This window comes from Salisaeta longa DSM 21114 (genome assembly GCF_000419585.1).
GTDB classification, from domain to species: domain Bacteria; phylum Bacteroidota; class Rhodothermia; order Rhodothermales; family Salinibacteraceae; genus Salisaeta; species Salisaeta longa.
Window position 1 is genome coordinate 1,104,862 of sequence record NZ_ATTH01000001.1, and the last position, 21,575, is coordinate 1,126,436.

Sequence of the window (21,575 nt, forward strand, 5' to 3'; positions counted from 1 at the left end):
AATGTCTTGAACCAGCATAGCCTGTGCGGCTTTAGGGGGCTTGAACGACGATTTCTTTAAGATACCGATGTGATCGCAATACCGCAACAATGAGCAATACCGCGATAATCAATGGTACGCTTCAGGGCAATCGCAGCAATCTCGGGGGGGCGCGCGCACCGCGTTCACTCGCAATGGCGAAAGAAGTGAAATGTAGAAACGATACGTGAATGGTTCAGATGGCTGTTCGGACGGATTTGGCCACCTGCACGCTTAACGTCCGGCATTGGACCACGGCGCATGGTCAAATCGTCGTCCGCCAGAATCATTCGCCCCGCCCCTTCGTGCCTCTATGCAGCAGGGCAAACCGCCGCCACAGCCGCGGCCCGCGCCCTTGCACGCCAACACCCTCCCTGCTCCGGTCGCTCTTGATGCCTTCTCCCGATGCCCTTGTACGCCGCGCGGCGGCGGCCGCCAACAGTTCGCCGGCCCGCCTCCTGGCCACCCTCCTCACGGGGCCGTGTGCAGCCGAAGCCCGCGGCGTCACGCGGCACACCCTGCTCGCGGTGTGCCCCACCTCGCCGGCCGTGGTAGAAGCCGCCATCGACGCTGCAGAACATGCCCGCGCCCCGCTGCTCGTGGTGGCCACCCTGAACCAAGTGGACCGCGACGGCGGCTATACGGGCTGGACGCCGGCGGCCCTGCGCAGCGCGGTCGACGACGCCCGCGCTTCGTACGAGGCCACCGTGCCGGTGCTGCTGGGGCTGGATCATGGCGGGCCGTACAAGAAAGACGCACAGCACGACGCGCAACCGCCCCTGCCTGATGCCCTCGCGGCCACCGAGGCCTCCATCGACGCCTGCCTAGCCGCCGGATACGAGGTGCTGCACCTCGATGCCACCACCGACCCCCACCACGACGGCCCGCTTCCTGTGGAGGCGCTCGTTGATCGCACGGTGCACCTACAGCAATATGCCGAACGGGCGCGCCGGGCGCACAAGGCCCCGCCCATCGGGTACGAGGTGGGCCCCGAAGAAGCGCATGCCAAAGACGCCGCCGCGCGGTTTGAAGCATTTGTGACCGGCTGGCAGAACGCACAGCACCGCGCCGACGTGGGGCCGCCCGTCTTTGTCGTGGGCGACCTAGGCACGCAGCTCAACACCCAGGCGTTTGATGCGTCGCGGGCGCGCCGGTTTGCCACGCTGGCCCACGAGCGCCTGGGCGCGCTCCTCAAGGCCCATTACACCGACGACGTCGATGACCTGCCGGCGTATCCGCTTCATGGGGTGGGCGGCGCCAACGTGGGGCCCGGCCTGGCCGCCGTAGAGTACGACGCCCTCTGTGAACTCGCGGCCCTCGCCGAGCGGATCGGCGCGCCGTCGGAGATTCCATCGGTCGTGCGTCATGCCGTTGTGGCGAGCGAGCGCTGGACGAAGTGGGTCGACGACCCGGCGCCCGCCTTCGATGCGCTCCCCGCGTCGACCCAAGCCTGGCTCGTGCGCACCGGGAGCCGCTACGTGTGGAGCACCGCCGCCGTGCAGGAGGCGCGCCGCGCACTCTACGATCGCGTGCAGCCCTACCGCAACGGTCCGGCGTACGTGCACTGGCGGCTGCGCACCGCCCTCCTCCGGTACCTGCACGCCTTCAACCTTGTGGGCTGGTGCGACGCCCTCCCCACATGGCTTGCCGCTGCGCGCTCGTAGCCATCACGCATGCGTGAACTCTATCCAAAAAGACCGCCAGACACCCCCGAACGCCGCCCGACGGTTGCACCCCACCGCCCCACGCCATAGCTTACACGGCTGACCTGTATGTTGGCGCCCGTCCAGCAACACGGTCCCGGATTGCTCCACAAACCCCTTTGCCCGCGGATATGGATTTTTCGCTGCTCCTTACAGCTCTTTTTGCCTTCCTGGTTGTTAACGGGATGCTCCTCTCGGCCTCGGTGCTCGTCTATGCCGAGCGGCGCGTATCGGGCTTCATCCAAAACCGACCCGGTCCAAACCGTGTGGGCCCCGCGGGGCTGCTGCAGCCGTTTGCCGACGTGCTCAAGTTCGTTTTGAAGGAGGACGTGCGCCCCGCCGCCTCCAACGGCTTTTTGCACGCCATGGCCCCGGTGCTTACGGTGGTGATTGCCATGACCACCGCCTCGCTCATTCCGTTTGCCGAAGGCGTGGTGGTCGCCGACATCAACGTGGGCGTGCTGATGCTGCTGGCCCTCACCTCCGTGACGGTGTACGGCATCACGCTGGCGGGCTGGAGCTCCAACAGCAAGTTCTCGCTGCTGGGCGGATTGCGCTCGGCCGCGCAGATGATCTCGTACGAGCTGTCGATGGGCCTGGCCGTCATCTCGGTCGTGCTCATCGCCGGCACCCTCAGCCTGCCGGGCATCGTCGAAAATCAGTCGTCGGGCTGGGCCATTTTGGGCTGGAATGTATTTCGAAATCCGGTGGGGGCACTCATCTTCATCGTGACGGCCTTCGCCGAAACGAACCGCGCACCGTTTGACCTGCCCGAGGCCGAGCAGGAGCTCGTGGGCGGCTTCCACACCGAATACAGCGGCATGAAGTTCGGCATGTTCTTCCTGGCCGAGTACGTCAACTGGTTCATTGCCTCTTTCATGATCGTCACGCTGTTCTTTGGCGGCTACCTCATTCCGTTTCAGCCGCTGCTCCTGCAAGCCTTTCCCGCGCTCGACGGCTCCATCCTGTTGGGCTTCCTGCAATTCGGCGCGCTGATGCTCAAGGTGGCGTTCTTTGCCTTCCTGTTCATCTGGGTGCGGTGGACGTTCCCGCGCTTCAAGTACAACCAGCTGATGCAGTTGGGCTGGAAGCAGCTGCTGCCCATTGCGCTGGCGAATACGCTCCTCATTGCTGTGGGCGTCGCGCTCTTCCGCACGTTCCTGTAGGCGGATCGGCCCGCCCCGCGGCGCGTACACCCGCTACCCGCCGCTGCATACGTTTTTGTTCTACGACGGACCCCTACGATTCCTATGCCAACCGTCACGATTGACGATACAACGTACGAGTACGAAGGCTCGCACAAGCTGCTTCAGTTTTGCCTCGACCAGGGCATCGAGCTACCGCATTTTTGTTACCACCCGTCGATGAGCATTCCGGCCAACTGCCGCCAGTGCCTCGTAAAGGTGGGCATGCCCAAAAAAGACCGCAGCACCGGCGAGGTGGAAACCGACGAAAACGGCGAGCCCGTCATCCAGTTTTTCCCCAAGATGCAGGCCAGCTGCACCATCGACCTGCAAGACGGTATGGTGGTGGAAACGCATCGCTCCAGCGAGGAGGTGCGCGGCGCACAGCAGGACACCCTTGAGTTTCTGCTCATCAACCACCCGCTCGACTGCCCGATCTGCGACCAGGCCGGCCACTGCCCCCTGCAGATTCAAGCCTACAAGTACGGCCCCGAAGGCTCGCGCTTCGAGTTTCGGAAGGTGCACAAGCCCAAGCGCGTGAAGCTGGGTCCGCGCGTCACCCTCGACGCCGAACGGTGCATCAACTGCACGCGCTGCACGCGCTTCACCGATGAGGTATCGGGCAGCAAGCAGCTCACCATCAACAACCGCGGCGTTAAGAATTACCCGATCACCGCACCGGGCGAGTCGTTCGACGAGGACTACTCGATGAACGTGATTGACCTCTGCCCGGTGGGCGCGCTTACCGCCACCGACTTCCGCTTTAAAGCGCGCATCTGGGAGATGAACTCCGCCCCGTCCATCGTGGGCACCAATGCCACCGGCGCCAACTGCCACTACTGGACGCGCGACAACCTCGTCCTGCGCATCACGCCCCGGCAAAACATGGCCGTAAACGAATACTGGCTGCCCGACGAGGACCGCCTGGGGTACGAGCGCTTCAACGAAGACCGTCCGGAGGGCCCGCAGGTGCGCACCGAAGGAACGCTGGCCCACAGCTCGTGGGAACAGGCCTTTGCGCAGGCGGCGGCCAAGCTCGGCTCGGCATCCCCCGAGAAGACGCTTTTCCTGGGCTCGGCGCACGCCACCGTAGAGGACAACTACTTGCTCACGCAGCTTGCCGACGCCGTAGGCGCGGAGGCGCCGCGGTACATCCCGCACGTTGAGCCCGGCGCGGGCGACGACTGGCTCATCACCGACGACAAGACCCCCAACGCCCAGGGCTGCGAGCGCCTGGGCATCCGCCCGGTCGACGTGGAGCTGCTGCGCGCTAAGATTGAAGCGGGCGAGATTGACACGCTCTACGTGATGGAAGACGACCCCGTGGCGGCTGAGCTCCTCACGCGCGAGGCGCTCGAAGATGTAACGGTCATCCTCCACTACTACAACACCACCAACCAAACGCTGCCCGTGGCCGATGTGGCCCTCCCGGCGGCCATGATTGTGGAGACGGTGGGGACGTTCGTCAACCAGGACGGCCGCGCCCAGCGCGTGCGCCCCGCCAAAGCCATCCAGGGCGTCAACCGCACGCTGATGATGGAGATGGGCAAGAGCCGCCCCGACACGCACGGCACGCCGTTTGACAAGTGGCACAACGACGCGCACCGCATCAACTGCAAGCCCGGCTGGGCCGCGCTGCCCGCGATTGCCGAACGCCTCGGCGCTTCGATGGATTACGCGAAAGGCCCACATTCCATCATGGACGAACTTGCGGAGACGCATCCGGCCTTCAGCGGCGCCACCTACGATGCCATGGGCCTGCAAGGCGTTGCACTGGAGGAGGTTGAAGCCGTTGAGGCGGCGTAGCGCCATGTGACCGGATCATTCCCTGTGGGTCTTTGGGTAAACCGAGGTCCACTTGGGATGGCCGATCCTCTAGAATTGGCGACCCACACCGCCGTAGGAACGACCGGCCGGTCGTTCCTACGGCGTGTCTATGGGGATGAGCACCGTGTAGCGCCCCGTGCTGTTCATGCGGCCCGCGATGGCCCGGGCCCGTTTGCCCGCGCCCCAAAACACGTCGCCGCGGATGGGCCCCTGGATGGCGCCGCCCGTATCCTGTGCAATCAGAAGCTGCCGAAACGCCCGTTGCCCGCTGGTGTCCGCACGTGGCACGCGCGTGTCGAGCCACAGCGGCGCCCCGTACGGGAGGTAGTCCGGGTCGACCGCCAACGAGTGGCGCGGCGTCAGCGGCACGCCCTGCGCCCCGAGGGGGCCCTCGTTGGGGCCCAGCTGCTTCAGGACGCGGAAAAAGACGTACGACGCGTTCTGGTGCATCACGTCGTCGGCACGGGCGGGGTGGCTCAGGAGCCAGGCCCGGATGGTTTGCAGCGACACGTTGGCCTGTGTGAGCGCACCCATCGCAATCAGGTCGCGGCCGATGGCGCGGTACGGATGGCCGTTCTCGGCCGCATAGCCCACGCGCACCACGGTGCTGTCGCGCAGGAGCACGCGCCCCGAGCCCTGGATGTGCAAGAAAAACGCGTCGACGGCGCTGTCGACCCACAGGAGCTCCAGGTTGCGCCCCTTGAGCGCGCCCCGGTCGATCGCGGCCCGCGAGAAGTGCGGCACGAGCTGCCCTTCCACCACGCGGCCAAAGATCGTCTCGTCAACGCCGGGCACAAAGCGCCCCACCACAACCTCCACCAAATCGCGGGGCGGGCGGTACAGCGGCTGCGCAAAGCCGGGCTGGCGCGTGCGGGCACCGGACAGCTGCGGCTCGAAGTAGCCGGTAAACAGGCCGCGGCGCGTGCCATTGTGTTTTATGTAGTGCGGACGAAAGTGGGCCTCGAAGAAGCGGCGCGCCGCCCCCGGGCGGTCCCTTGGAACGGCGCGGGCCTTCGCGCAAGCGTCCTGCCAACGATCCATCCGGCCAAACACCGGATAGCGCGGGTGCATCCACGCCGTCGCATCCCAATCGCTCCACTGCGTGCACGACCGCAGAAAGGCCGCAAGCGCCGGCTGTAGCGCTGCCGTGCGCCAGCCGCGTAGGTCCGCAAACGACGCGCGCGGCCAGGCTACCGGCGCGGGCTTTTTTTGCGCATCGTCCGATGACGAGCAGCCCATCACCCCACTTCCGATAACAACAAGCGCAAGAAAGACCCCGAGGCGACGCATGTGTATGGCTATGCCTGTGTTGACTTCAAAGCCTGCCGTTTGGTCGATTACGCAGCGTCGTCCGGGGCATCCTCGGAGGCATCGCGCACGCCGCCGTGGTTCATCATGTAGCGGGCCGTCGCTTCGTTGGTGGCCAGCGGCACGTTGTGCATGTTGCAGGCGCGCAGCAGCGTCTGGATGTCCGGCTCGTGCGGGTGCTTGTCGAGCGGATCCACAAAGAAGATGACCGCGTGGATGTCGCCCTCCACGATGGCCGCGGCAATCTGCACGTCGCCGCCCAGCGGACCGGAGAGGTAGCGGTGCACCTCCAGGCCCAACTGGTCCTCAATCATCTTGCCGGTGGTGCCGGTGCCAGCCAGTTCAAACCGGCGCAGCACATCCACGTGCTTGTGCGCAAACGAGATCAGATCCGCCTTTTTGCCGTCGTGCGCGATGAGGGCAAGGCGATACGGAGCAGAAGCCATGGTAGAGCAGGGTTGCGTGAAAAGCAGGCGGGCGCGTCGTTACGAGGACGTTCGCGTTGGAACCGGTGAAAACATACAGGCTACCACCATTACGAGTCAACACATCGCCCCTTTGTTTGTCCGACTTCCACGTTTCATGCCCTACGTTGTTACCGAACCCTGCATCAACTGCAAGTACACCGACTGCGTTGAGGTGTGCCCCGTCGATTGCTTTTACGAAGGGCCCAACTTCCTTGCCATTCAGCCCGAGGAGTGCATCGACTGCAACGCCTGCGTGCCGGTGTGCCCGGTAGAAGCCATCTACCCCGACGACGAGTTGCCCGAGGAGTACGCCCACTACACGCAGTGGAACGAGTACCTGGCCAACCAGTGGCGCGAGCTAGGATACAACATCACCGAGAAGAAGGAGCCCTCCGAAGACGCCGCCGAATGGGAGACCCGCGAGAAGTCGGAGGAAGACATCCTCACGTGGGACGTGTAACCCCGGGGCGCCCGCCCGCTGGGCCCATCTGCATCTTTTTTCTTTGCTCAAGCGCCAACATCTATGGATTCCTCTGATCGGCACCTCCTCATGATCCTCGACGGCTACGGCATTGCCGAGGATCCTGCGGTTAGCGCCGTAGATGCCGCCGATACGCCTTTTCTCGACGATCTTTTTGCCAATCACCCGCGGGCAACGCTTCGGGCCTCGGGCGAGGCCGTGGGGCTGCCCGACGGCCAGATGGGGAACTCCGAAGTGGGCCACATGAACCTGGGCGCGGGCCGCGTGGTGTACCAGGACATCACGCGCATCTCGAAGGCCATCCGCGACGGCGCCTTCTTTGAAAACGAAACGCTCGTTGCCGCTGCGCAGCACGCCAAAGACAACGACGGCGCGCTGCATCTGATGGGCTGCTTTTCGGATGGCGGGGTGCACAGCCACCTCGACCACCTGTACGGTTTGCTCAAGCTGGCCGAGCAGCAGGGCTTGGCGCCCCACCAGGTGAATGTGCACGCCTTCACCGACGGCCGCGACACCGATCCGCACGGCGGCGTCGACTACGTGCGGCAGTTTCAGGACGAGGCCGACGCCATCGGGGTGGGGCGCATCGTCTCGATTGTGGGCCGGTACTACGCCATGGACCGCGACGAGCGCTGGGAACGCACCGAAAAGGCGTTTCACCTGCTCACCGAAGGCACCGGCGACGTGTTTGACGGGCCCGTTGAAGCGCTGGAAGCCAGCTATGGCAACGATGTGACCGACGAGTTTGTAAAGCCGCGGCGCATCGCCACTGACGATGACGCCCGCATTGGCGCGGGCGACGCGGTGGTGTTCTTCAACTTCCGCTCCGACCGCGGCCGCCAGCTCACCGAGGCCTTCACCGCTGCCTCGTTCGATCCGTTCAACCGGCCGCCCCTCGATGACCTCTACTTTGCCACCATGACGCCGTACGACAAGACGTTCGACGTACCGGTGGCGTTTGAGAAGGTCGACCTTACCGACACCATCGGCGAGGTTATCAGCGCAGCCGGGCGCCCGCAGCTGCGCGTGGCCGAGACGGAGAAGTACGCGCACGTGACCTACTTCTTCAGCGGGGGCCGCGAGAAACCGTTCGACGGCGAGGATCGCATCGTGGTGCCCTCGCCCAAGGTGGCCACCTACGACCTGCAGCCGGAGATGAGTGCGCCCGAGGTGGCCCGCCGCACGGCAGCGGCCCTCAACGAAAACGCGTACGCCCTGGTTGTGCTCAACTTTGCCAATCCCGACATGGTGGGCCACACCGGCGACTTTGAGGCGGCCGTGCAGGCCGTGGAAGCCGTAGACGCCGCTGCCAAGCGCGTGGTGACGGCGGCCCGCGCCAACGGCTACTCGCTCAGCATCATCGCCGACCACGGCAACGCCGACAAGATGCGCACGCCCGACGGCGACGCCCACACCGCCCACACCACCGCGCTCGTCCCGCACGTCATCATCAAGGACGGCTTCGACGGGCCCATCGCCGACGGCAAACTGGGCGACGTGGCGCCTACCATCCTGGCCCTGTTGGGCCTCGACATCCCCGAAGCTATGACGGGCGACGTGCTCGTTTCCACCGATTAGGCCCCGGCGTGCCTGCCTTGGCCGTCTTCACGACTGATCGGCGGTGCGCAGCGCGTGCAGGTCGTCGACGCCGGCGACCCGCCAGCGGTGCGTGGTGTCGTCTGCGGTGCACGTGATGCGGGCGCCGGGCTGTAAGAACTCACTCAGCACGCGCGCCAGGGCCGTGGGGTCGACCGCCGGTACGGCATCGCTGATGACGTCGACGCGGCCGTCCTGGATGCGCAGAAAGCCCATCGGAAAAAGCAATGGGCCGTCCATGCGGCTGCTAAGCGTTTGGTAGACGCTGCTGCGGGCGCGCTGCACCTGCACGAGCTCTGCCTTCAGCCACATCTGCCCGGCGCCCTGTTGCGCCTGGGCGCGGTCGAAATGACGGCGGGCAAAGAGCGTGTCGATGAGCGCCTGCAGGTCGTCGGCACGGTCAGGGCGCACGCGGGCGTCGTGAAGGGACAGGTGCATGCGGGCGGCCATGGCGCAACGATGGGATGGATGCAAAGCGATGGACGCGTATCTACCCACCGGGCCACGGCGACGTTTCGCCGGGCACGCTGTGCTCTTTCCGCGGAAATGACGTTTGCGTCCGAACCCTTGCGCGGGCCTCGGGTGCAGAAGGCGTCCGCTCGCTCAACTGGTCTGCTCGTATCGTTCGGCACGCATGGATTCTGTTACGCAACTCACGCTTGGCGCCGCCGTGGGCGAGGCTGTCCTCGGCCGGAAGGCCGGCACCAAAGCCCCGCTGTGGGGCGCTTTCTTTGGCACGCTGCCCGACCTCGACGTGCTGGCGAACCCCTTTCTGACGGAGGTGCAGGCGTTGGGCTTTCATCGCAGCATCACGCATTCCCTGCTGTTTATGGTGCTTGTGGCCCCACTGGCGGGGGCCGCGCTGCAACGGCTGCACGACGATGCTTCGTGGAAAAGCTGGGCAGCGCTGGTGTTTGCGGCCCTCTCCACACATGTGTTGCTGGACTGCTTTACCGCCTACGGCACGCAGGTCTTTTATCCCTTCAGCCGGTATCCGGTGATCTTTGGGACGATTTTCGTGATCGATCCGGTGTACACGCTGCTTTTGGGCGGCGGGCTGGTGATGGCGATGGTGCGGCGCTCAACAGCGCCCGCGCGCCGATGGTGGAACGCCGCGGGGCTCGCGCTGAGCACCGGCTACCTGCTGCTCACCATCGTCCACAAGGCACATGTCGAGTCGGTCTTTGCGCGTGCCCTGTCCGCGCAGGGGAAGCCGTCGACCCAGGTATTTACGCGGCCCACGCCGTTTAACAACCTGCTGTGGATGGGCCTGGTGGAAGGCCGCACGGGCTACTGGGTGGGCTACTACTCGCTTTGGGATGCCGGCCCGCCCACGCGCTTCCGGTTTGTGCCGAAGCGTCACCACCTGCTGAAGCAGGAATGGGACGCGCCCGCCGTGCAGCGCCTGCGCTGGTTCTCCCGCGGATACTTTGCGGTATCGCAACGCGACGGCCGCACGCTCGTGCACGACCTGCGCTTTGGCCGCAACGACGTGGGGCTCACCGCCCACGGCCGCTACATTTTCACGTTTCGCCTGCGCTACAACGATGCCCGCCGGGTTACGGGCTTTCATCAGCTATCGCCCCCGTTGAGCCTCTCTGCACCGCTCCTGCGGGCCTTTGCGGCGCGCATCGTAGGACGCAAGCCCCCGTATCCGTTTCTGCCCTCTACCGGAAATGCGCCGGGCGGCAGTTGATAATGGCCGCCATATGCTGTTCTTTTTAAGCTGTGTTTGAAAATCCCTCGCGGACTGCGCCCGGTTGGTCAGCCACTTCGTCCACCACGGGCTCGCGCTCACGTTGCTTTCAAACGCAGCCTCGTCGTTTACTTGCGCTCGTTCCTGCCACGCATCTTCTGCTTCTATGGAGTCGATACCATTCGTTACGCCCGAGAATGTTGATCTTTTCGTGCAGTACACGCTGAACATTGTCGCGTTTATTGCCATCCTGATTGCCGCACGCATCATTGCCGGCTGGGTGCGCAAGCTCATTCGGCGTGCGTTGGAGCGGCCCGAGTTTGACAAAACGTTGTCCAAGTTTTTGGGGACGTTCTCGTACTACGCGGTCTTTTTGCTGGGCATCGTAGTGGCCCTCAACACCGTGGGCGTGGCCGCGGCGAGTCTCGCGGCCGCCCTCGCCGCCGCCGGCTTTGCTGTGGGCCTCGCGCTGCAGGGCTCGCTCTCCAACTTTGCGGCGGGCATCATGCTGCTCATCTTTCGCCCCTTTAGCGTGGGCGACTACGTAACCGTGGGGGGCGAGACGGGCTTCGTGCGGGAGCTGCAGTTGTTCTACACCAAGATCGATACGCGGGCCAACGAGCTCGTCATCATTCCGAACAGTGCCGTCTTCGGGTCGGTCATCCGCAACGAGTTTGCCTACGACATCCGGTGGGCCGAGTGCGCGGTGGGCACCGACTACCCGGCCGACCTCGACGAGACGCGGGCCGTGCTGACGCGCGCGGCGGAAAGCGTAGACGGCCGCGTAGAAGACAAGAACGTCAGCGTAGCGCTCACCGAGCTCGGCGGCTCGTCCATCAACTGGAAGGTGCGGATTTGGGTGCGCAGCGAGGACTATTTCCAGAAGAAGCAGGCCCTAACGCGCGCCGTGAAGTACGCCCTTGACGACGCGGGCATCGGCATTCCGTATCCGCAGATGGATGTGCACCTCGACAAGCTCGACGGCTGACAGTCATAGCATTGCCGTCTCTCCGTCGCACCACCCGCCGTCGCCCGCTCCACGGGCGGCGGTTTTGGGGTGGCGGTGTCGTTTGCGTGCTTCCATAAATCACGGCTTGTTCGTTGACTTCGCCCGAAGCGCCGCCTATCATTCAGCCGTGCTGCGCATGTCCGAAATGCGCGCGGCCCTCGCTTCCCCGTATCGCAAGACTTTCCGTATCCGCATGGCTTCAGATACTCACAAGCGCACGCCGCTCTATGCCGCCCACGAAGCGCTGGGGGCCCGCATGATGCCGTTTGGCGGCTTCGAGATGCCGGTGCAGTATACCAGCATCATCGACGAGCACAAGGCCGTACGCACCGCCGCCGGGCTCTTTGACGTGAGCCACATGGGCGAGGTGATGGTCACCGGCCCCGAGGCGTTCGCTTTCGTGCAGCACCTCGTAACCAACGACGCCTCGAAGCTCTACGACGGCCGCGCCATGTACACGGTGATGTGCACGCCCGACGGGGGCATTGTCGACGACCTGCTGGTGTACCGGCGCGCCGACGATGCGTATCTGCTGGTGATCAACGCGGCCAATATTGCCAAGGACGTGGCGTGGATGCGCGATCACAATCCGATGGACGCAGCCATCGAAAACATCTCAGCAGACGTTGCGCTGCTTGCCCTGCAAGGCCCCGAGGCGTTTGCTATCGCGCAGCCGTTTTTGGATCAGCCGCTCGACGACCTCTCCTTTTATCACTTCCTGGACACGACGGACGGCGCGTTTATGGACTGCGACCGCGCCATCGTCTCGCGCACCGGCTACACCGGCGAGCCGGGGCTGGAGCTGTACCTGTCGCCCGGCGATGCGCAACGCGTGTGGAATACGTTGTTGGATGCGGGCCGCGCGCAGGGCTTGCAGCCGGCCGGCCTGGGCGCCCGCGACACCTTGCGCCTGGAAGCCGGCTACTGCCTGTACGGCAACGACATCACCACCGAAACCACCCCCTACGAGGCCGGGCTCGGGTGGGTTGTGAAGCTCGACGCCGGTGACTTTGTGGGCCGCGCGGCGCTGCGCACCATCAAGGAACAGGGGCCCGAGCGCGCGCTCGTGGCCTTCATCGCCGACGGCCGCGGCATTCCGCGGGCGGGCTATGCCATCCAAGCGCCCGACGGCACGGCCCTGGGCACCGTGACGAGCGGCACGCAATCGCCCCTGTTGAGCGCGGGCATCGGGATGGGCTACGTGCCCAACGACGATGCGTACACCGCGCCCGGCACGCACCTGCAGGTGATGCGTCGCAAGCGCCCCATGGACGTAACGGTTGCCAAACCGCCGCTCCACGAGCAGTAACGTCCTTTCGTTTTCCCCTGTACCGTACCTCCTCCTCACATGGCTGATGCTTCAAACGTCGAAGTTTTTCTCACCTACTCCAGTGTTACCGAAGACGACGTCCGGGGCGCCACCGTGGTGGTGATTGACGTGCTACGCGCCTGCTCTACCATCGCCACGGCCCTGCACCACGGGGCCCGCGCGGTCCTCCCGGTGGCCGACATGGCCGAAGCCGGAAAAATTGCCGCCAACCTCGACCCCGACATGTACCGGCTGGGCGGCGAGCGTAACGCGGAAAAAATTGAAGGCTACCACCTGGGCAACTCGCCGCTTGAGTACACCCAAGACGAGGTGGAAGGCCGCGACGTCATCCTCAACACCACCAACGGCACGCGGGCCCTCTCGCGCGCAAAAACCGCCAAGCACCTGCTGGCCGGCTCGTTCCTCAACGCCAGCCGCGTGGTCGACTTCCTCAAACAGGTGGAGACGCCGATCGTGATCATCTGCGCCGGGCGCCAAAACCGCCTCTCGTTGGAAGACACCATCTGCGCGGGCGTGCTCCTCGACCGTCTCTGGGAAAACGACGACCCCGGCCTTGTCTCCGATGCCGCCCACACGGCCGTTACGCTGTATCATCACGACCGCGACGACGTCGAAGACGCGCTCAAGCGTGCCAATCACGCCCAGCGCCTCATGCGCAACGGCTACACCGAGGACGTAGCCTACTGCTTTGCCATTGACGCCGTGCCTGTGCTTCCGTACTATAGAGACAACCGCTTGGTGCTGGCCGATTCGCTCTCGCCGGCGCCCCTCGCGGCGTCCGACGATTCGGCCGACGCGCCGTCGCTGTAACGATGGGCTTTGCTGTGCCGCCATGACGCTTCACGCTCTACGTTCTGCCGCCCGCCGGTTGGTCCGGGCCCGCCCGGCCCGCCTACGCCTGGCGGGTGGGCTCGTGACGGGCGTGAGCGCGCTGCTTCTGCTGGCGCTCCTCAGCTACCACACAGGGGACAACCACGTCGCCCGCGCGCTTTCCGTGACCACCACCTTCTTCGCGACCGGCGTGCCCGAACACCCCGAGCTGGCTGTGCTGCAAAACCGGCTCGGCCTCGTCGGCGCCAAAATTGCGTACGCGCTGATGCGGCAGGGCGTGGGCTACGGGGCCGTGCTTCCGGTAGTGTGGATGGGCGTGTGGGGCGGCCTCCTGGCCTGGGGGCGCGCGGCTTCACACCAACACGTGTTGTGGCGGAGCGGCGTGGCTGCGTTCGTTGCGGCACCCCTTGGCGCGGCCACTCTTGGCTGTGCGCTTGCCGCGCTTGGCGCGCCGGCGTGGATATGGGCCGGCCGCTGGGGCTGGCAAACGGCCCAATGGATCGACCACTCTCTCGGCTGGGCGGGCCTTTGGCTGTCGGCCGTCTTGGGCATCGTCCTGCTGAGCGGCCTGGCCCTCTGGACGGCCCGCGGCGTGCAGCCTTTTCGGCTTGCCACGGTGCGCCGCGCGCAGCCTGCGGAGCCCGCATCGTCGCCCGCGCCCTCCTCCAACCCGCCGCCCGACACCAACCGCCTGCCGGCCCGCCCCGACGCGGCCTCGGCCGACGCCTCCTCCGCTTTGCCTCCCCCTGTAGACGCTTCTTCCACATGAGCACCCCCGACGACGCCTTTCCCGTGCTCGGCATCCTGGGTGGGGGACAACTGGGCAAAATGATGGCTGCCGCCGCGGTGCAGATGGGCGTGGCGGTGCGGCTCCTTTCCCCCAAGCCTGCCGGCCCCATGCAGTACTACGCCCACGCCCAAACGGCCGACTGGACCGATCCCGACGTTTTGCGTGCGTTCGCTGCGGACTGCACGGCGGTGACGGTGGAAAGCGAGTGGGCCCCGGCGGGTGCGCTCGATGCGGTGCGCCCCGACACGTGTGCCCTGTGGCCGGCGCCCGAAACGCTTGCGCTCATCAAAGACAAGGGCGTGCAGAAGCAACACCTTGCCAAGGCCGGCCTCCCCGTCCCCGATTTTGCCAACTGCCCCACCCTCAACGACGCCCTCGACGCAGCGCAGGCCTTTGGCTACCCCGTCATGCTGAAGCAATTTCGCGGGGCCTACGACGGCTACGGCAACGCCACCGCGCACACGCCTGAAGACTTGCGGGCGGCTTGGCCGGACCTCGCCGCCGACGACGGGTTGCAGGTGGAAGCCTTTGTCGACTTTAGCCATGAGCTGGCGGTACAAGTGGCCCGGCGGCCCGGCGGCGCATCGGTAACCTACCCCGTGGCGCACACCATCCAGCGCAACCACAAGTGCCACGCCGTCCACGTGCCCGCACCCGTTGCCCCCGATGTGGCTGCCGAGGCGCAGCGCGTGGCCCATGCAGCCGTCGATGCGGTTGATGGCGTGGGCCTTACGGCTGTTGAGCTTTTTGCCTGCGCGGACGGCTCGGTGCTGATTAACGAGCTGGCCCCGCGGCCCCACAACACCGGCCACTACAGCATCGAGGGCTGCCACACCTCGCAGTTTGCCAACCACGTGCGCGCCGTGCTCGACTGGCCCCTGGGCGATCCGTCGTTGCGGGCCAACGCAGCGGTTATGGTGAACGTGCTGGGCGACCGCCAAGGCACGCCGCCTCGCACCACCGGCCTCCCCGATGCGCTCCAGCAGCCAAACGTCTCGGTGCACATCTACGGCAAGCCCGATGTGCGCCCCGGACGCAAAATGGGCCACGTAACAGCTGTGGGCGCCGACGTGGAGGCCCTGCGCACGGCTGCCGAAGCATCCGCCACCGCTATTCAGCTTTAACCCTTTTGCCTGCTTATGTCTACGTCCACTCCGCTCGTTGGCATCACGATGGGCAGCGAATCCGATCTTCCGGTGATGGAAGACGCGGCCGACCTGCTCGACCGCTTCGAAGTGCCGTACGAGATGCGCGTCCTCTCGGCCCACCGCACTCCGGCCGTCATGCACGATTACGCGGCGCACGCGCACGAACGCGGCCTCAAGGTGCTCATTGCTGGTGCCGGCGGCGCCGCCCACTTGCCCGGCATGCTCGCGGCCTCCACCCCGCTGCCCGTGCTGGGCGTGCCCGTAAAGACGAGCAAGCTCAACGGCCTCGACTCGCTCTTGTCCATCGTCCAAATGCCCGGCGGCGTGCCCGTCGGCTCGCTCGCCATCAACGGCGCCCAAAACGCGGCCTTGCTGGCCGTGCAGATCCTGGCTACGGCCGACCCGAACCTTCTGCAGCAGATGCAGGCGTACAAGCAAGACCTGATCGCCAAGGTTGAGGCGATGGACGACCGCGTGCGCCAGCACTCCTCTGCTTCCCACCACTAGTTTCCTCGGTTTTCCCATGCCTATGCGTCGTCTTCTGTTGCTGCTGGTGCTTGTTGGATGGAGTGGCGCCGCGTTGCCCGCGCAGGCGCAGCGCCTCCACGTGCCCTCGGCCGAGCGTACCCTCCCGACGCCGCCCACGCGCACGCTCGCGGCCCTCGACAACGACCGCCTTGCCGCACAGACCGCCGCGCCGGCCCCCGGCGTCCCGTACCAGTACGGCACCGTCCGTCCGGTGCGCATCACCACGCAGGCCAACGGCACCTGGACCGACCTGTCCGGCGGCACGTCGGTGTGGCGCGCACGCATCGCCTCCCCCGGCGCTCGCTCGCTGAGCGCAGCGTTCTCGCGGTTTGACCTGCCCCCCGGCGCCCAGCTGTACCTCTACGGCCCCAACTACGCCACCATGCGCGGGCCCTACACCCGCCGCGACAACGCCGACGGCGGACCGTTCTGGACGCCCATTGTGCGCGCCGACGTGCTCACGCTAGAGCTGGTCGTTCCCACGGCCGCAAGGAACGACGTCACGCTGCACCTCGACCGCATCAGTCACGGCTTTCGCGCGCTGAACCCTGCCACAGGCGGCGTGCGCGCCAAGTCTGGGGCCTGCAACGTGGATGTGGCCTGCGACGCGGCCGATCCCTGGCGCGACCAAGTGAGCAGCGTGGGGCTGTACTCCTTCGAGTCGGGTACTGGCACCTTCGTATGCAGCGGCTCGCTCGTCAACAACGCCACCGGCAACCAGACGCCGTACGTTCTGACGGCCGAGCACTGCGTCACCACGCAGGCCACCGCCGCTACGGTGGTGTTCTACTGGAACTACGAGAACCCTACCTGCCGCGCGCCCGGTAGCGTAGCGAGCGGCTCCTCCCCCAACGACGATCCGCTGGAGCAAACGTCCACCGGGGCCTTTCTGCGCATGTCGTACGGCAACGTCGAATCTACCGGCGGCATTGCCGGACGGCCCGACGTGACGTTGCTGGAGGTGGCCGAATCGCTTCCCGTGTCCTACGATCTCTTCTTCAACGGCTGGAGCGTGGCGGGCGCCGCGCCGGTTGAGGCCGTCACCATCCATCACCCCAGCGGCGACGCAAAACGCATCAGCTTTGAATACGACCCCACAGCCATCGCGGGCTACGGCGAGGCGCCGTCTAGTGGATCGAGCACCACGCACCTGCGCATTGCAGACTGGGACCTCGGCACCACGGAGGGCGGCTCCTCGGGCTCGCCCCTCTACGACACCAACAAGCGCGTGGTGGGCGTCCTCTCGGGCGGATCGGCGGCGTGCGGCAACAACCTTCCGGACTGGTACGGCCGCATCGCCGAGGCATGGGCAGCGGGCCCTACACCCGACACGCGGCTGCGCGACTGGCTCGATCCGAACAACACCGGCATCGAGGTGCTGGACGGCCGCCCGCAAGGCGACCCGAGCGACCTTGTGGCGCCGAGTTCCCCCGCTCCGCTAGAGGCCATCGCGCTTGATGCTGAGGTCGCCGTGCGCCTCCGCTGGACGGCCCCCGGCGACGACGGCATGCAGGGCCAAGCCCGCTCCTACGACCTTCGGTACAGCACCGGCGGCCCCATCGACACGCCCGAGGAGTTCATTGCGGCCACCCGCGTATCGAACGTACCGCCCCCAGCGCCCCCGGGCACCGAGCAATCGGTGGTTGTCGATAATCTGGCGCCCGAGCAGGCCTACTACTTTGCCCTTGTGGCGTACGATGACGGCAACAACCGCTCAGAGCGCGTCTACACCACGACGCCCCTTACGCTGCCCGACAACATCCCGCCGGGCGCAGTAAACGACCTGGCCCTCTCGGTGACCAACGATGGGCAGGCCATTGCTGTCTCGTGGACCGCCGCGGGCGACGATGGGCAGGAGCGCCGCGCCAGCGCCTACGACGTGCGCTACGCCACGCGCCCCATCCAGTCGACGGCCGACTTTGCCGCTGCTACGCCGCTTACCAATCCGCCGCAGCCCAGCACGCCGGGCGCCACCGACCGCGCCACCGTAGACGGCCTAGCGCAGGGCGTGCCGTACTACTTTGCCGTGCGCGTGATTGACAACGTCGGCAACACGTCGGCCCTTACCACAAGCAATGAAAACCGGATCTTGGTGGACGGCGACGTGCTGGCCAGCGTGCCGGCGCCCAACCCCGCCACACAGCAGATGCGCCTGCGCTTTGCCGTGCGCACCGAGCAGCGCGTGCAGGTGCGCCTCTACGATACGTTGGGCCGCCTGGTGCGCCGCATCTTTGACGGCCCCGTGCCGGCCAACCAGGAGCGCCGGGTAACGGTGCCGGTGGGCGATCTGGCCGCTGGTACCTACTTCATCCGCTACACCACCGAGCAGACGGCCCGCACGCGCACGGTGGCCATCGTGCACTGAGATCCTGCGTTGCCCCCCGCTGCACCGACCTCGGATTCCTGCGACAGGTTCGGTGTGCCGCCGTTTTCGTTTACGTTTGCACAACCCCTTCGGCTATGCATCATCTGCTACGGCCAGCGCTTCGCTGGGGCGTCATCGCCCTGCTTCTAGTGGCCACCGGTTGCCTCCCGCACGGCTGCCGCCGCTCGCTCAGCGACGCCGTCACGCCCACCGACTCGCTGTCGCGAACCGTTGCGGCTTCGGTGCCGATGGATACATTGCGTGCGCAGTGGCATGTTGATGCGGTGGACGATCAGCGGCTGGGGTTTCCGCGCACCGTTCGCTTTCGGCCCGACGGTGCGGTGGTACTCTCGGATGCCGAACGCAACGCGCTGTACACGTTTTCGGCGGGGGGCACGTTGCAGCAACGCGTGCACTCTGCGGCGCTCGACATTCCCTATCTGGCCGGACGGCGCGGCGATACGCTGGTGGTTTACAGCGCCGGCGCTCGCGCTTTCCGCTACGTAACCGACGGCCGCGTGCTGCCCGACGCTACGCCGCTACAGGCGCCAACGGAGGCCCTGATTTACACAACGGCCGCTGACACCGCCCTGTACGCAAAAATTTTAGCTGAGGACGCTCCCGACCGCCTCGTGCGCATGGGCCGCAACGGAGCTGTGCGTGCCACAGCTGCCATCGAGGGGCCGCACTGGCGCACCGCAGGCTACCTACTCCTGTGGGGCGATTCGCTGCTGAGCCTCTCTGGCTTTCGGCCGACGGTGCGGGTGTGGCCGCGCGCGTTTGCCAGGGCCGCGCGCCCCGATACCATGCGGCTGATAGGCTTCGACTCGCCCATGCTGGAGCGCAGCTACAACTTTATGAAGGGCGACGCCGACAAGCCGCCGCTGCTCGTGGCGGCCGCCGACGCGGCTGGGCCGTACTTGTTTGTGCTCAACCTACGCCCCGGCTGGCTGCGCGTCGACGCGTACGATCGCGCCGGGCGCCTGCAACACCGCCTGGTGGAAGCGCGCCCCGACGACAACAAAAATTTCTACCCGCGCGACATGGCCGTGCGGCGCACGCCCACCGGCTACCGCTTTGCTGTTGCCTTTACCGATCCGGTGGCGCGTCTTGCGGTGTACGACTGGGCCCTTTCCGCTCCGGCAGCGCCAGTGCCACAAGCAGCAGCGCCAGCCCCAGCGCCAGCGGCCACTGAAAAAGCTCGCGGTAGCTTGTAAACTGCTCCGTGCCCAGGGTGGTGCGCTGCAGGCGGGCGAGCGCATCTGGCAACGCACGCAGCGGATTCTGCGCGGCCGACAGGCGAAGGTACGCGCCCGATTGCGCTAACGTACGCAAGGGCTCGGGCTGTAATCGCGAGAGGGCCACCTGTCCGCTGCTCGTTCGCTTAAAGCCCACCCGGCGCTCGTTCTCGTAGGCCGGAACCTTGCCCCCGGCGCGCGTGCCCACCCCGGCCGCGTATACCTGAATGCCGGCGTCTTGCAGCGCCTCGGCAGCGGACGACGCGTTCCCCTGATGGTACTCGCCATCGCCGACCACCAACAACACCTTTGCACGTCCAGGGGCCGACGCCGAATCGGGCGGGGCCTGCGTATCAAACGCCTGCAGCACCGCCTGCTGCATGGCGCGCATGTTCGTGCCCGGCGTGGGCATCAACGAGGGATCGGCCACGTCCAAAAAGAGCCGCAACGCATTGTAATCGGTGGTGAGGGGACACTGCACAAACCCATCGCCTGCAAACACCACGAGCCCCACGCGGTCGCCGCTAAGGTCGTTGAGCAAGCCGCGAATGGACTCCTTGGCGAGCGCCAGCCGGTGAGGCGGTACGTCTTGTACGTACATCGACGACGAGACATCGAGGGCGATGACGAGGTCCAGGCCCTTGCGCTCGACGGTGCGGGTGGCCGTGCCCACCCGTGGCCCCATCAGCGCAACCGTCCAGCACGCCAGGGTGCCCAGCAGCAGGGCGGCGGTAAGCACGCGGCCGCCGCGCCAGGCCGTGGATAGCCGGCGCAGCAATGCGCGCTGTCCGAAGGCTTCCTCCGCCCGGTGGCGCCGCCATAGCGCCCACCCCAGCATGCCGGCAGCAACCGCCACGCTTAATCCAGCCCAACCGTACGTGGGATGCAGCCACTCCATACAAACACGCGTCAGGGAAAGGATCGGAAGGGGGCCGCCTGCAGCACCACGGCGCCCGCGAGGAGCGCCAGGGCAGCGCCCAGGAACGTGGGGTAGCGCTCATCGACGTCGGTGTACACGCGGGCGTCGATGGGGCCCTGCTCCAACGCGCCGATGGTTTCGTAGATGCGCCGCAAGGCCTGCTGATTGGAGGCCTGATAGTAGCGCCCCCCGGTGCGCTGCGCGATGGCCTGCATCGTACGGGAGGCCGCTCGCTCCTCCGCCGGTTCATCGGAGGACGAGGCCCCGCCGCCCATGTCGATGGTGTACACGCGCACGCCCAGCGCCTCGGCAATCTGCGCAGCCGTTAGCGGATCAATTTGCCCGCGGTTGCTCTCGCCATCCGTCAGCAGAATGACGATGTTGCTGGGGCCCTCGGCATCCTGCAACCGGTTGACGGCCGTTGCGAGGGCCGCGCCCATAGCGGTGCCATCTTCAATCATGCCGGTGTTTGTCTCCGTAAGCATCCGCTGCAAAAAGGCGTAGTCGAGTGTGAGGGGCGCCTGCGTAAACGCCTTGGCGGCAAACACCACGAGCCCGATGCGGTCGGACGTGCGCCCGCGGATAAAATCGGCGGCCACTTGCTGGGCCACCGCGAAGCGCGTAGGCGAAAAGTCGTCTGCCCGCATCGAGGTGGACGTATCCAGCACAAGCATGATGTTGATGCCCTCGGTGGTGCGCGTGCGGCGGACGTTTTCCACCTGCGGCCGCGCCAGGGCCACCACGGCCAGCGCAAGCGCGGCGTACCGCAGCGCGCGCGGCACCCAGCGCACGCGCACCCGCCAGGTACGCGGCACATCGGCGGCGAGCTGTGTGCTGCTCCATTGCAGCCGCGCGCCGCCGCGCCACCACTCCCATCCGGCCAACAGCGGCACCAGCGCAAGCAGCCCCAGCCACTGCGGATCGGCAAACGTCATAGCATACTCCGTTGCATGAACAGCTGTGGACGTTCCGCATACGCCGCGCGCCGCGCTTCGTTTTCATCACGCCAGGGCCTGCCTACGCGAGGCGTTTGGGGAACACCTATCTGTGAAGCGTAGATTAAGAGAGGCGAATAGTTTTAATTGATCCTCTGCTTGTGCAGGTTTGTGTACGTGCATCCGGTTGTTCTTTGCTCAC

Annotated in this window: 18 protein-coding genes; 13 read left to right on the top strand and 5 right to left on the bottom strand. The window is 66.1% G+C overall.

Annotated features, from left to right (window positions below; translation table 11 throughout):
- Window positions 1-410: 410 nt before the first annotated feature.
- The 3 genes from SALLO_RS15250 (at window position 411) to SALLO_RS0104660 (ending at window position 4,711) form a co-directional block, all read left to right on the top strand.
- Complete coding sequence (locus SALLO_RS15250) at window positions 411-1,682, top strand: class II D-tagatose-bisphosphate aldolase non-catalytic subunit (protein ID WP_022835156.1); 1,272 nt, start codon at window positions 411-413, stop codon at window positions 1,680-1,682.
- A 170-nt stretch (window positions 1,683-1,852) separates the two neighbouring features.
- Window positions 1,853-2,887 carry an NADH-quinone oxidoreductase subunit NuoH gene (nuoH, locus tag SALLO_RS0104655; RefSeq protein ID WP_028566906.1) on the top strand — a complete coding sequence of 345 codons (1,035 nt, stop codon included), beginning with the start codon at window positions 1,853-1,855 and terminating at the stop codon, window positions 2,885-2,887.
- Between the two features lie 84 nt (window positions 2,888-2,971).
- Window positions 2,972-4,711, top strand: coding sequence for a molybdopterin-dependent oxidoreductase (locus tag SALLO_RS0104660; protein ID WP_022835158.1), 1,740 nt, complete (start codon window positions 2,972-2,974; stop codon window positions 4,709-4,711).
- Window positions 4,712-4,828: 117 nt separating this feature from the next.
- On the opposite strand, the gene mltA is transcribed toward SALLO_RS0104660, so the two are convergent.
- Both mltA and SALLO_RS0104670 read right to left on the bottom strand, forming a co-directional pair.
- Window positions 4,829-6,022, bottom strand: coding sequence for a murein transglycosylase A (mltA, locus tag SALLO_RS15255; protein WP_022835159.1), 1,194 nt, complete (start codon window positions 6,020-6,022; stop codon window positions 4,829-4,831).
- 47 nt (window positions 6,023-6,069) lie between these two features.
- The gene (locus SALLO_RS0104670; RefSeq protein ID WP_028566907.1) at window positions 6,070-6,486 is read right to left on the bottom strand and encodes a methylglyoxal synthase; all 417 of its coding nucleotides are present in this window, start codon (window positions 6,484-6,486) and stop codon (window positions 6,070-6,072) included.
- Window positions 6,487-6,622: 136 nt separating this feature from the next.
- Between SALLO_RS0104670 and fdxA the strand changes: the two genes are divergently transcribed.
- Window positions 6,623-6,967 (top strand): ferredoxin FdxA, encoded by a 345-nt coding sequence (gene fdxA, locus SALLO_RS0104675; RefSeq protein WP_022835160.1) that lies wholly within the window; start codon window positions 6,623-6,625, stop codon window positions 6,965-6,967.
- Window positions 6,968-7,030: 63 nt separating this feature from the next.
- Window positions 7,031-8,566, top strand: coding sequence for a 2,3-bisphosphoglycerate-independent phosphoglycerate mutase (gene gpmI / locus SALLO_RS0104680; RefSeq protein ID WP_022835161.1), 1,536 nt, complete (start codon window positions 7,031-7,033; stop codon window positions 8,564-8,566).
- A 27-nt stretch (window positions 8,567-8,593) separates the two neighbouring features.
- Here gpmI and SALLO_RS0104685 read toward each other — a convergent pair whose 3' ends face one another.
- The gene (locus SALLO_RS0104685) at window positions 8,594-9,034 is read right to left on the bottom strand and encodes a hypothetical protein (protein ID WP_022835162.1); all 441 of its coding nucleotides are present in this window, start codon (window positions 9,032-9,034) and stop codon (window positions 8,594-8,596) included.
- A 184-nt stretch (window positions 9,035-9,218) separates the two neighbouring features.
- On the opposite strand from SALLO_RS0104685, the gene SALLO_RS15260 reads away from it, so the two are divergent.
- The 8 genes from SALLO_RS15260 to SALLO_RS15275 all read left to right on the top strand — a co-directional run bounded on the left by SALLO_RS15260 (window position 9,219) and on the right by SALLO_RS15275 (window position 18,281).
- A complete protein-coding gene (locus tag SALLO_RS15260) occupies window positions 9,219-10,280 on the top strand; it encodes a metal-dependent hydrolase (protein ID WP_022835163.1) in 1,062 nt (353 codons plus the stop codon).
- 166 nt (window positions 10,281-10,446) lie between these two features.
- The gene (locus SALLO_RS15265) at window positions 10,447-11,268 is read left to right on the top strand and encodes a mechanosensitive ion channel family protein (RefSeq protein ID WP_040605721.1); all 822 of its coding nucleotides are present in this window, start codon (window positions 10,447-10,449) and stop codon (window positions 11,266-11,268) included.
- A 214-nt stretch (window positions 11,269-11,482) separates the two neighbouring features.
- The gene (gene gcvT / locus SALLO_RS0104700) at window positions 11,483-12,598 is read left to right on the top strand and encodes a glycine cleavage system aminomethyltransferase GcvT (protein ID WP_028566908.1); all 1,116 of its coding nucleotides are present in this window, start codon (window positions 11,483-11,485) and stop codon (window positions 12,596-12,598) included.
- Between the two features lie 39 nt (window positions 12,599-12,637).
- Window positions 12,638-13,429: a 2-phosphosulfolactate phosphatase gene (locus SALLO_RS15270; protein ID WP_022835166.1), complete on the top strand. Its 792-nt coding sequence runs from the start codon at window positions 12,638-12,640 to the stop codon at window positions 13,427-13,429.
- 22 nt (window positions 13,430-13,451) lie between these two features.
- Window positions 13,452-14,219 carry a hypothetical protein gene (locus tag SALLO_RS0104710; RefSeq protein ID WP_157621262.1) on the top strand — a complete coding sequence of 256 codons (768 nt, stop codon included), beginning with the start codon at window positions 13,452-13,454 and terminating at the stop codon, window positions 14,217-14,219.
- Complete coding sequence (locus tag SALLO_RS0104715; protein WP_022835168.1) at window positions 14,216-15,364, top strand: 5-(carboxyamino)imidazole ribonucleotide synthase; 1,149 nt, start codon at window positions 14,216-14,218, stop codon at window positions 15,362-15,364. The genes SALLO_RS0104710 and SALLO_RS0104715 overlap by 4 nt, the downstream gene beginning before the upstream one ends.
- A gap of 15 nt (window positions 15,365-15,379) precedes the next feature.
- The gene (gene purE / locus SALLO_RS0104720; RefSeq protein ID WP_022835169.1) at window positions 15,380-15,895 is read left to right on the top strand and encodes a 5-(carboxyamino)imidazole ribonucleotide mutase; all 516 of its coding nucleotides are present in this window, start codon (window positions 15,380-15,382) and stop codon (window positions 15,893-15,895) included.
- Between the two features lie 22 nt (window positions 15,896-15,917).
- The gene (locus tag SALLO_RS15275; RefSeq protein WP_022835170.1) at window positions 15,918-18,281 is read left to right on the top strand and encodes a T9SS type A sorting domain-containing protein; all 2,364 of its coding nucleotides are present in this window, start codon (window positions 15,918-15,920) and stop codon (window positions 18,279-18,281) included.
- Window positions 18,282-19,370: 1,089 nt separating this feature from the next.
- Here SALLO_RS15275 and SALLO_RS18110 read toward each other — a convergent pair.
- A complete protein-coding gene (locus SALLO_RS18110) occupies window positions 19,371-20,375 on the bottom strand; it encodes a VWA domain-containing protein (protein ID WP_169577885.1) in 1,005 nt (334 codons plus the stop codon).
- Between the two features lie 53 nt (window positions 20,376-20,428).
- Complete coding sequence (locus SALLO_RS0104740) at window positions 20,429-21,373, bottom strand: VWA domain-containing protein (RefSeq protein ID WP_022835173.1); 945 nt, start codon at window positions 21,371-21,373, stop codon at window positions 20,429-20,431.
- Between the last annotated feature and the right edge of the window lie 202 nt (window positions 21,374-21,575).

Excerpts from the sequence above, each read along its gene's own strand:
- SALLO_RS0104740 (WP_022835173.1), bottom strand. The coding sequence starts at position 21,373 with ATGACGTTTGCCGATCCGCAGTGGCTGGGGCTGCTTGCGCTGGTGCCG.
- mltA (WP_022835159.1), bottom strand. The coding sequence starts at position 6,022 with ATGCGTCGCCTCGGGGTCTTTCTTGCGCTTGTTGTTATCGGAAGTGGG.
- gpmI (WP_022835161.1), top strand. The coding sequence starts at position 7,031 with ATGGATTCCTCTGATCGGCACCTCCTCATGATCCTCGACGGCTACGGC.
- SALLO_RS15250 (WP_022835156.1), top strand. The coding sequence starts at position 411 with ATGCCTTCTCCCGATGCCCTTGTACGCCGCGCGGCGGCGGCCGCCAAC.
- SALLO_RS0104715 (WP_022835168.1), top strand. The coding sequence starts at position 14,216 with ATGAGCACCCCCGACGACGCCTTTCCCGTGCTCGGCATCCTGGGTGGG.
- SALLO_RS0104670 (WP_028566907.1), bottom strand. The coding sequence starts at position 6,486 with ATGGCTTCTGCTCCGTATCGCCTTGCCCTCATCGCGCACGACGGCAAA.
- purE (WP_022835169.1), top strand. The coding sequence starts at position 15,380 with ATGTCTACGTCCACTCCGCTCGTTGGCATCACGATGGGCAGCGAATCC.
- SALLO_RS0104685 (WP_022835162.1), bottom strand. The coding sequence starts at position 9,034 with ATGGCCGCCCGCATGCACCTGTCCCTTCACGACGCCCGCGTGCGCCCT.
- SALLO_RS15270 (WP_022835166.1), top strand. The coding sequence starts at position 12,638 with ATGGCTGATGCTTCAAACGTCGAAGTTTTTCTCACCTACTCCAGTGTT.
- SALLO_RS0104710 (WP_157621262.1), top strand. The coding sequence starts at position 13,452 with ATGACGCTTCACGCTCTACGTTCTGCCGCCCGCCGGTTGGTCCGGGCC.
- SALLO_RS15275 (WP_022835170.1), top strand. The coding sequence starts at position 15,918 with ATGCGTCGTCTTCTGTTGCTGCTGGTGCTTGTTGGATGGAGTGGCGCC.
- SALLO_RS15265 (WP_040605721.1), top strand. The coding sequence starts at position 10,447 with ATGGAGTCGATACCATTCGTTACGCCCGAGAATGTTGATCTTTTCGTG.
- SALLO_RS0104660 (WP_022835158.1), top strand. The coding sequence starts at position 2,972 with ATGCCAACCGTCACGATTGACGATACAACGTACGAGTACGAAGGCTCG.
- gcvT (WP_028566908.1), top strand. The coding sequence starts at position 11,483 with ATGGCTTCAGATACTCACAAGCGCACGCCGCTCTATGCCGCCCACGAA.
- nuoH (WP_028566906.1), top strand. The coding sequence starts at position 1,853 with ATGGATTTTTCGCTGCTCCTTACAGCTCTTTTTGCCTTCCTGGTTGTT.
- fdxA (WP_022835160.1), top strand. The coding sequence starts at position 6,623 with ATGCCCTACGTTGTTACCGAACCCTGCATCAACTGCAAGTACACCGAC.
- SALLO_RS15260 (WP_022835163.1), top strand. The coding sequence starts at position 9,219 with ATGGATTCTGTTACGCAACTCACGCTTGGCGCCGCCGTGGGCGAGGCT.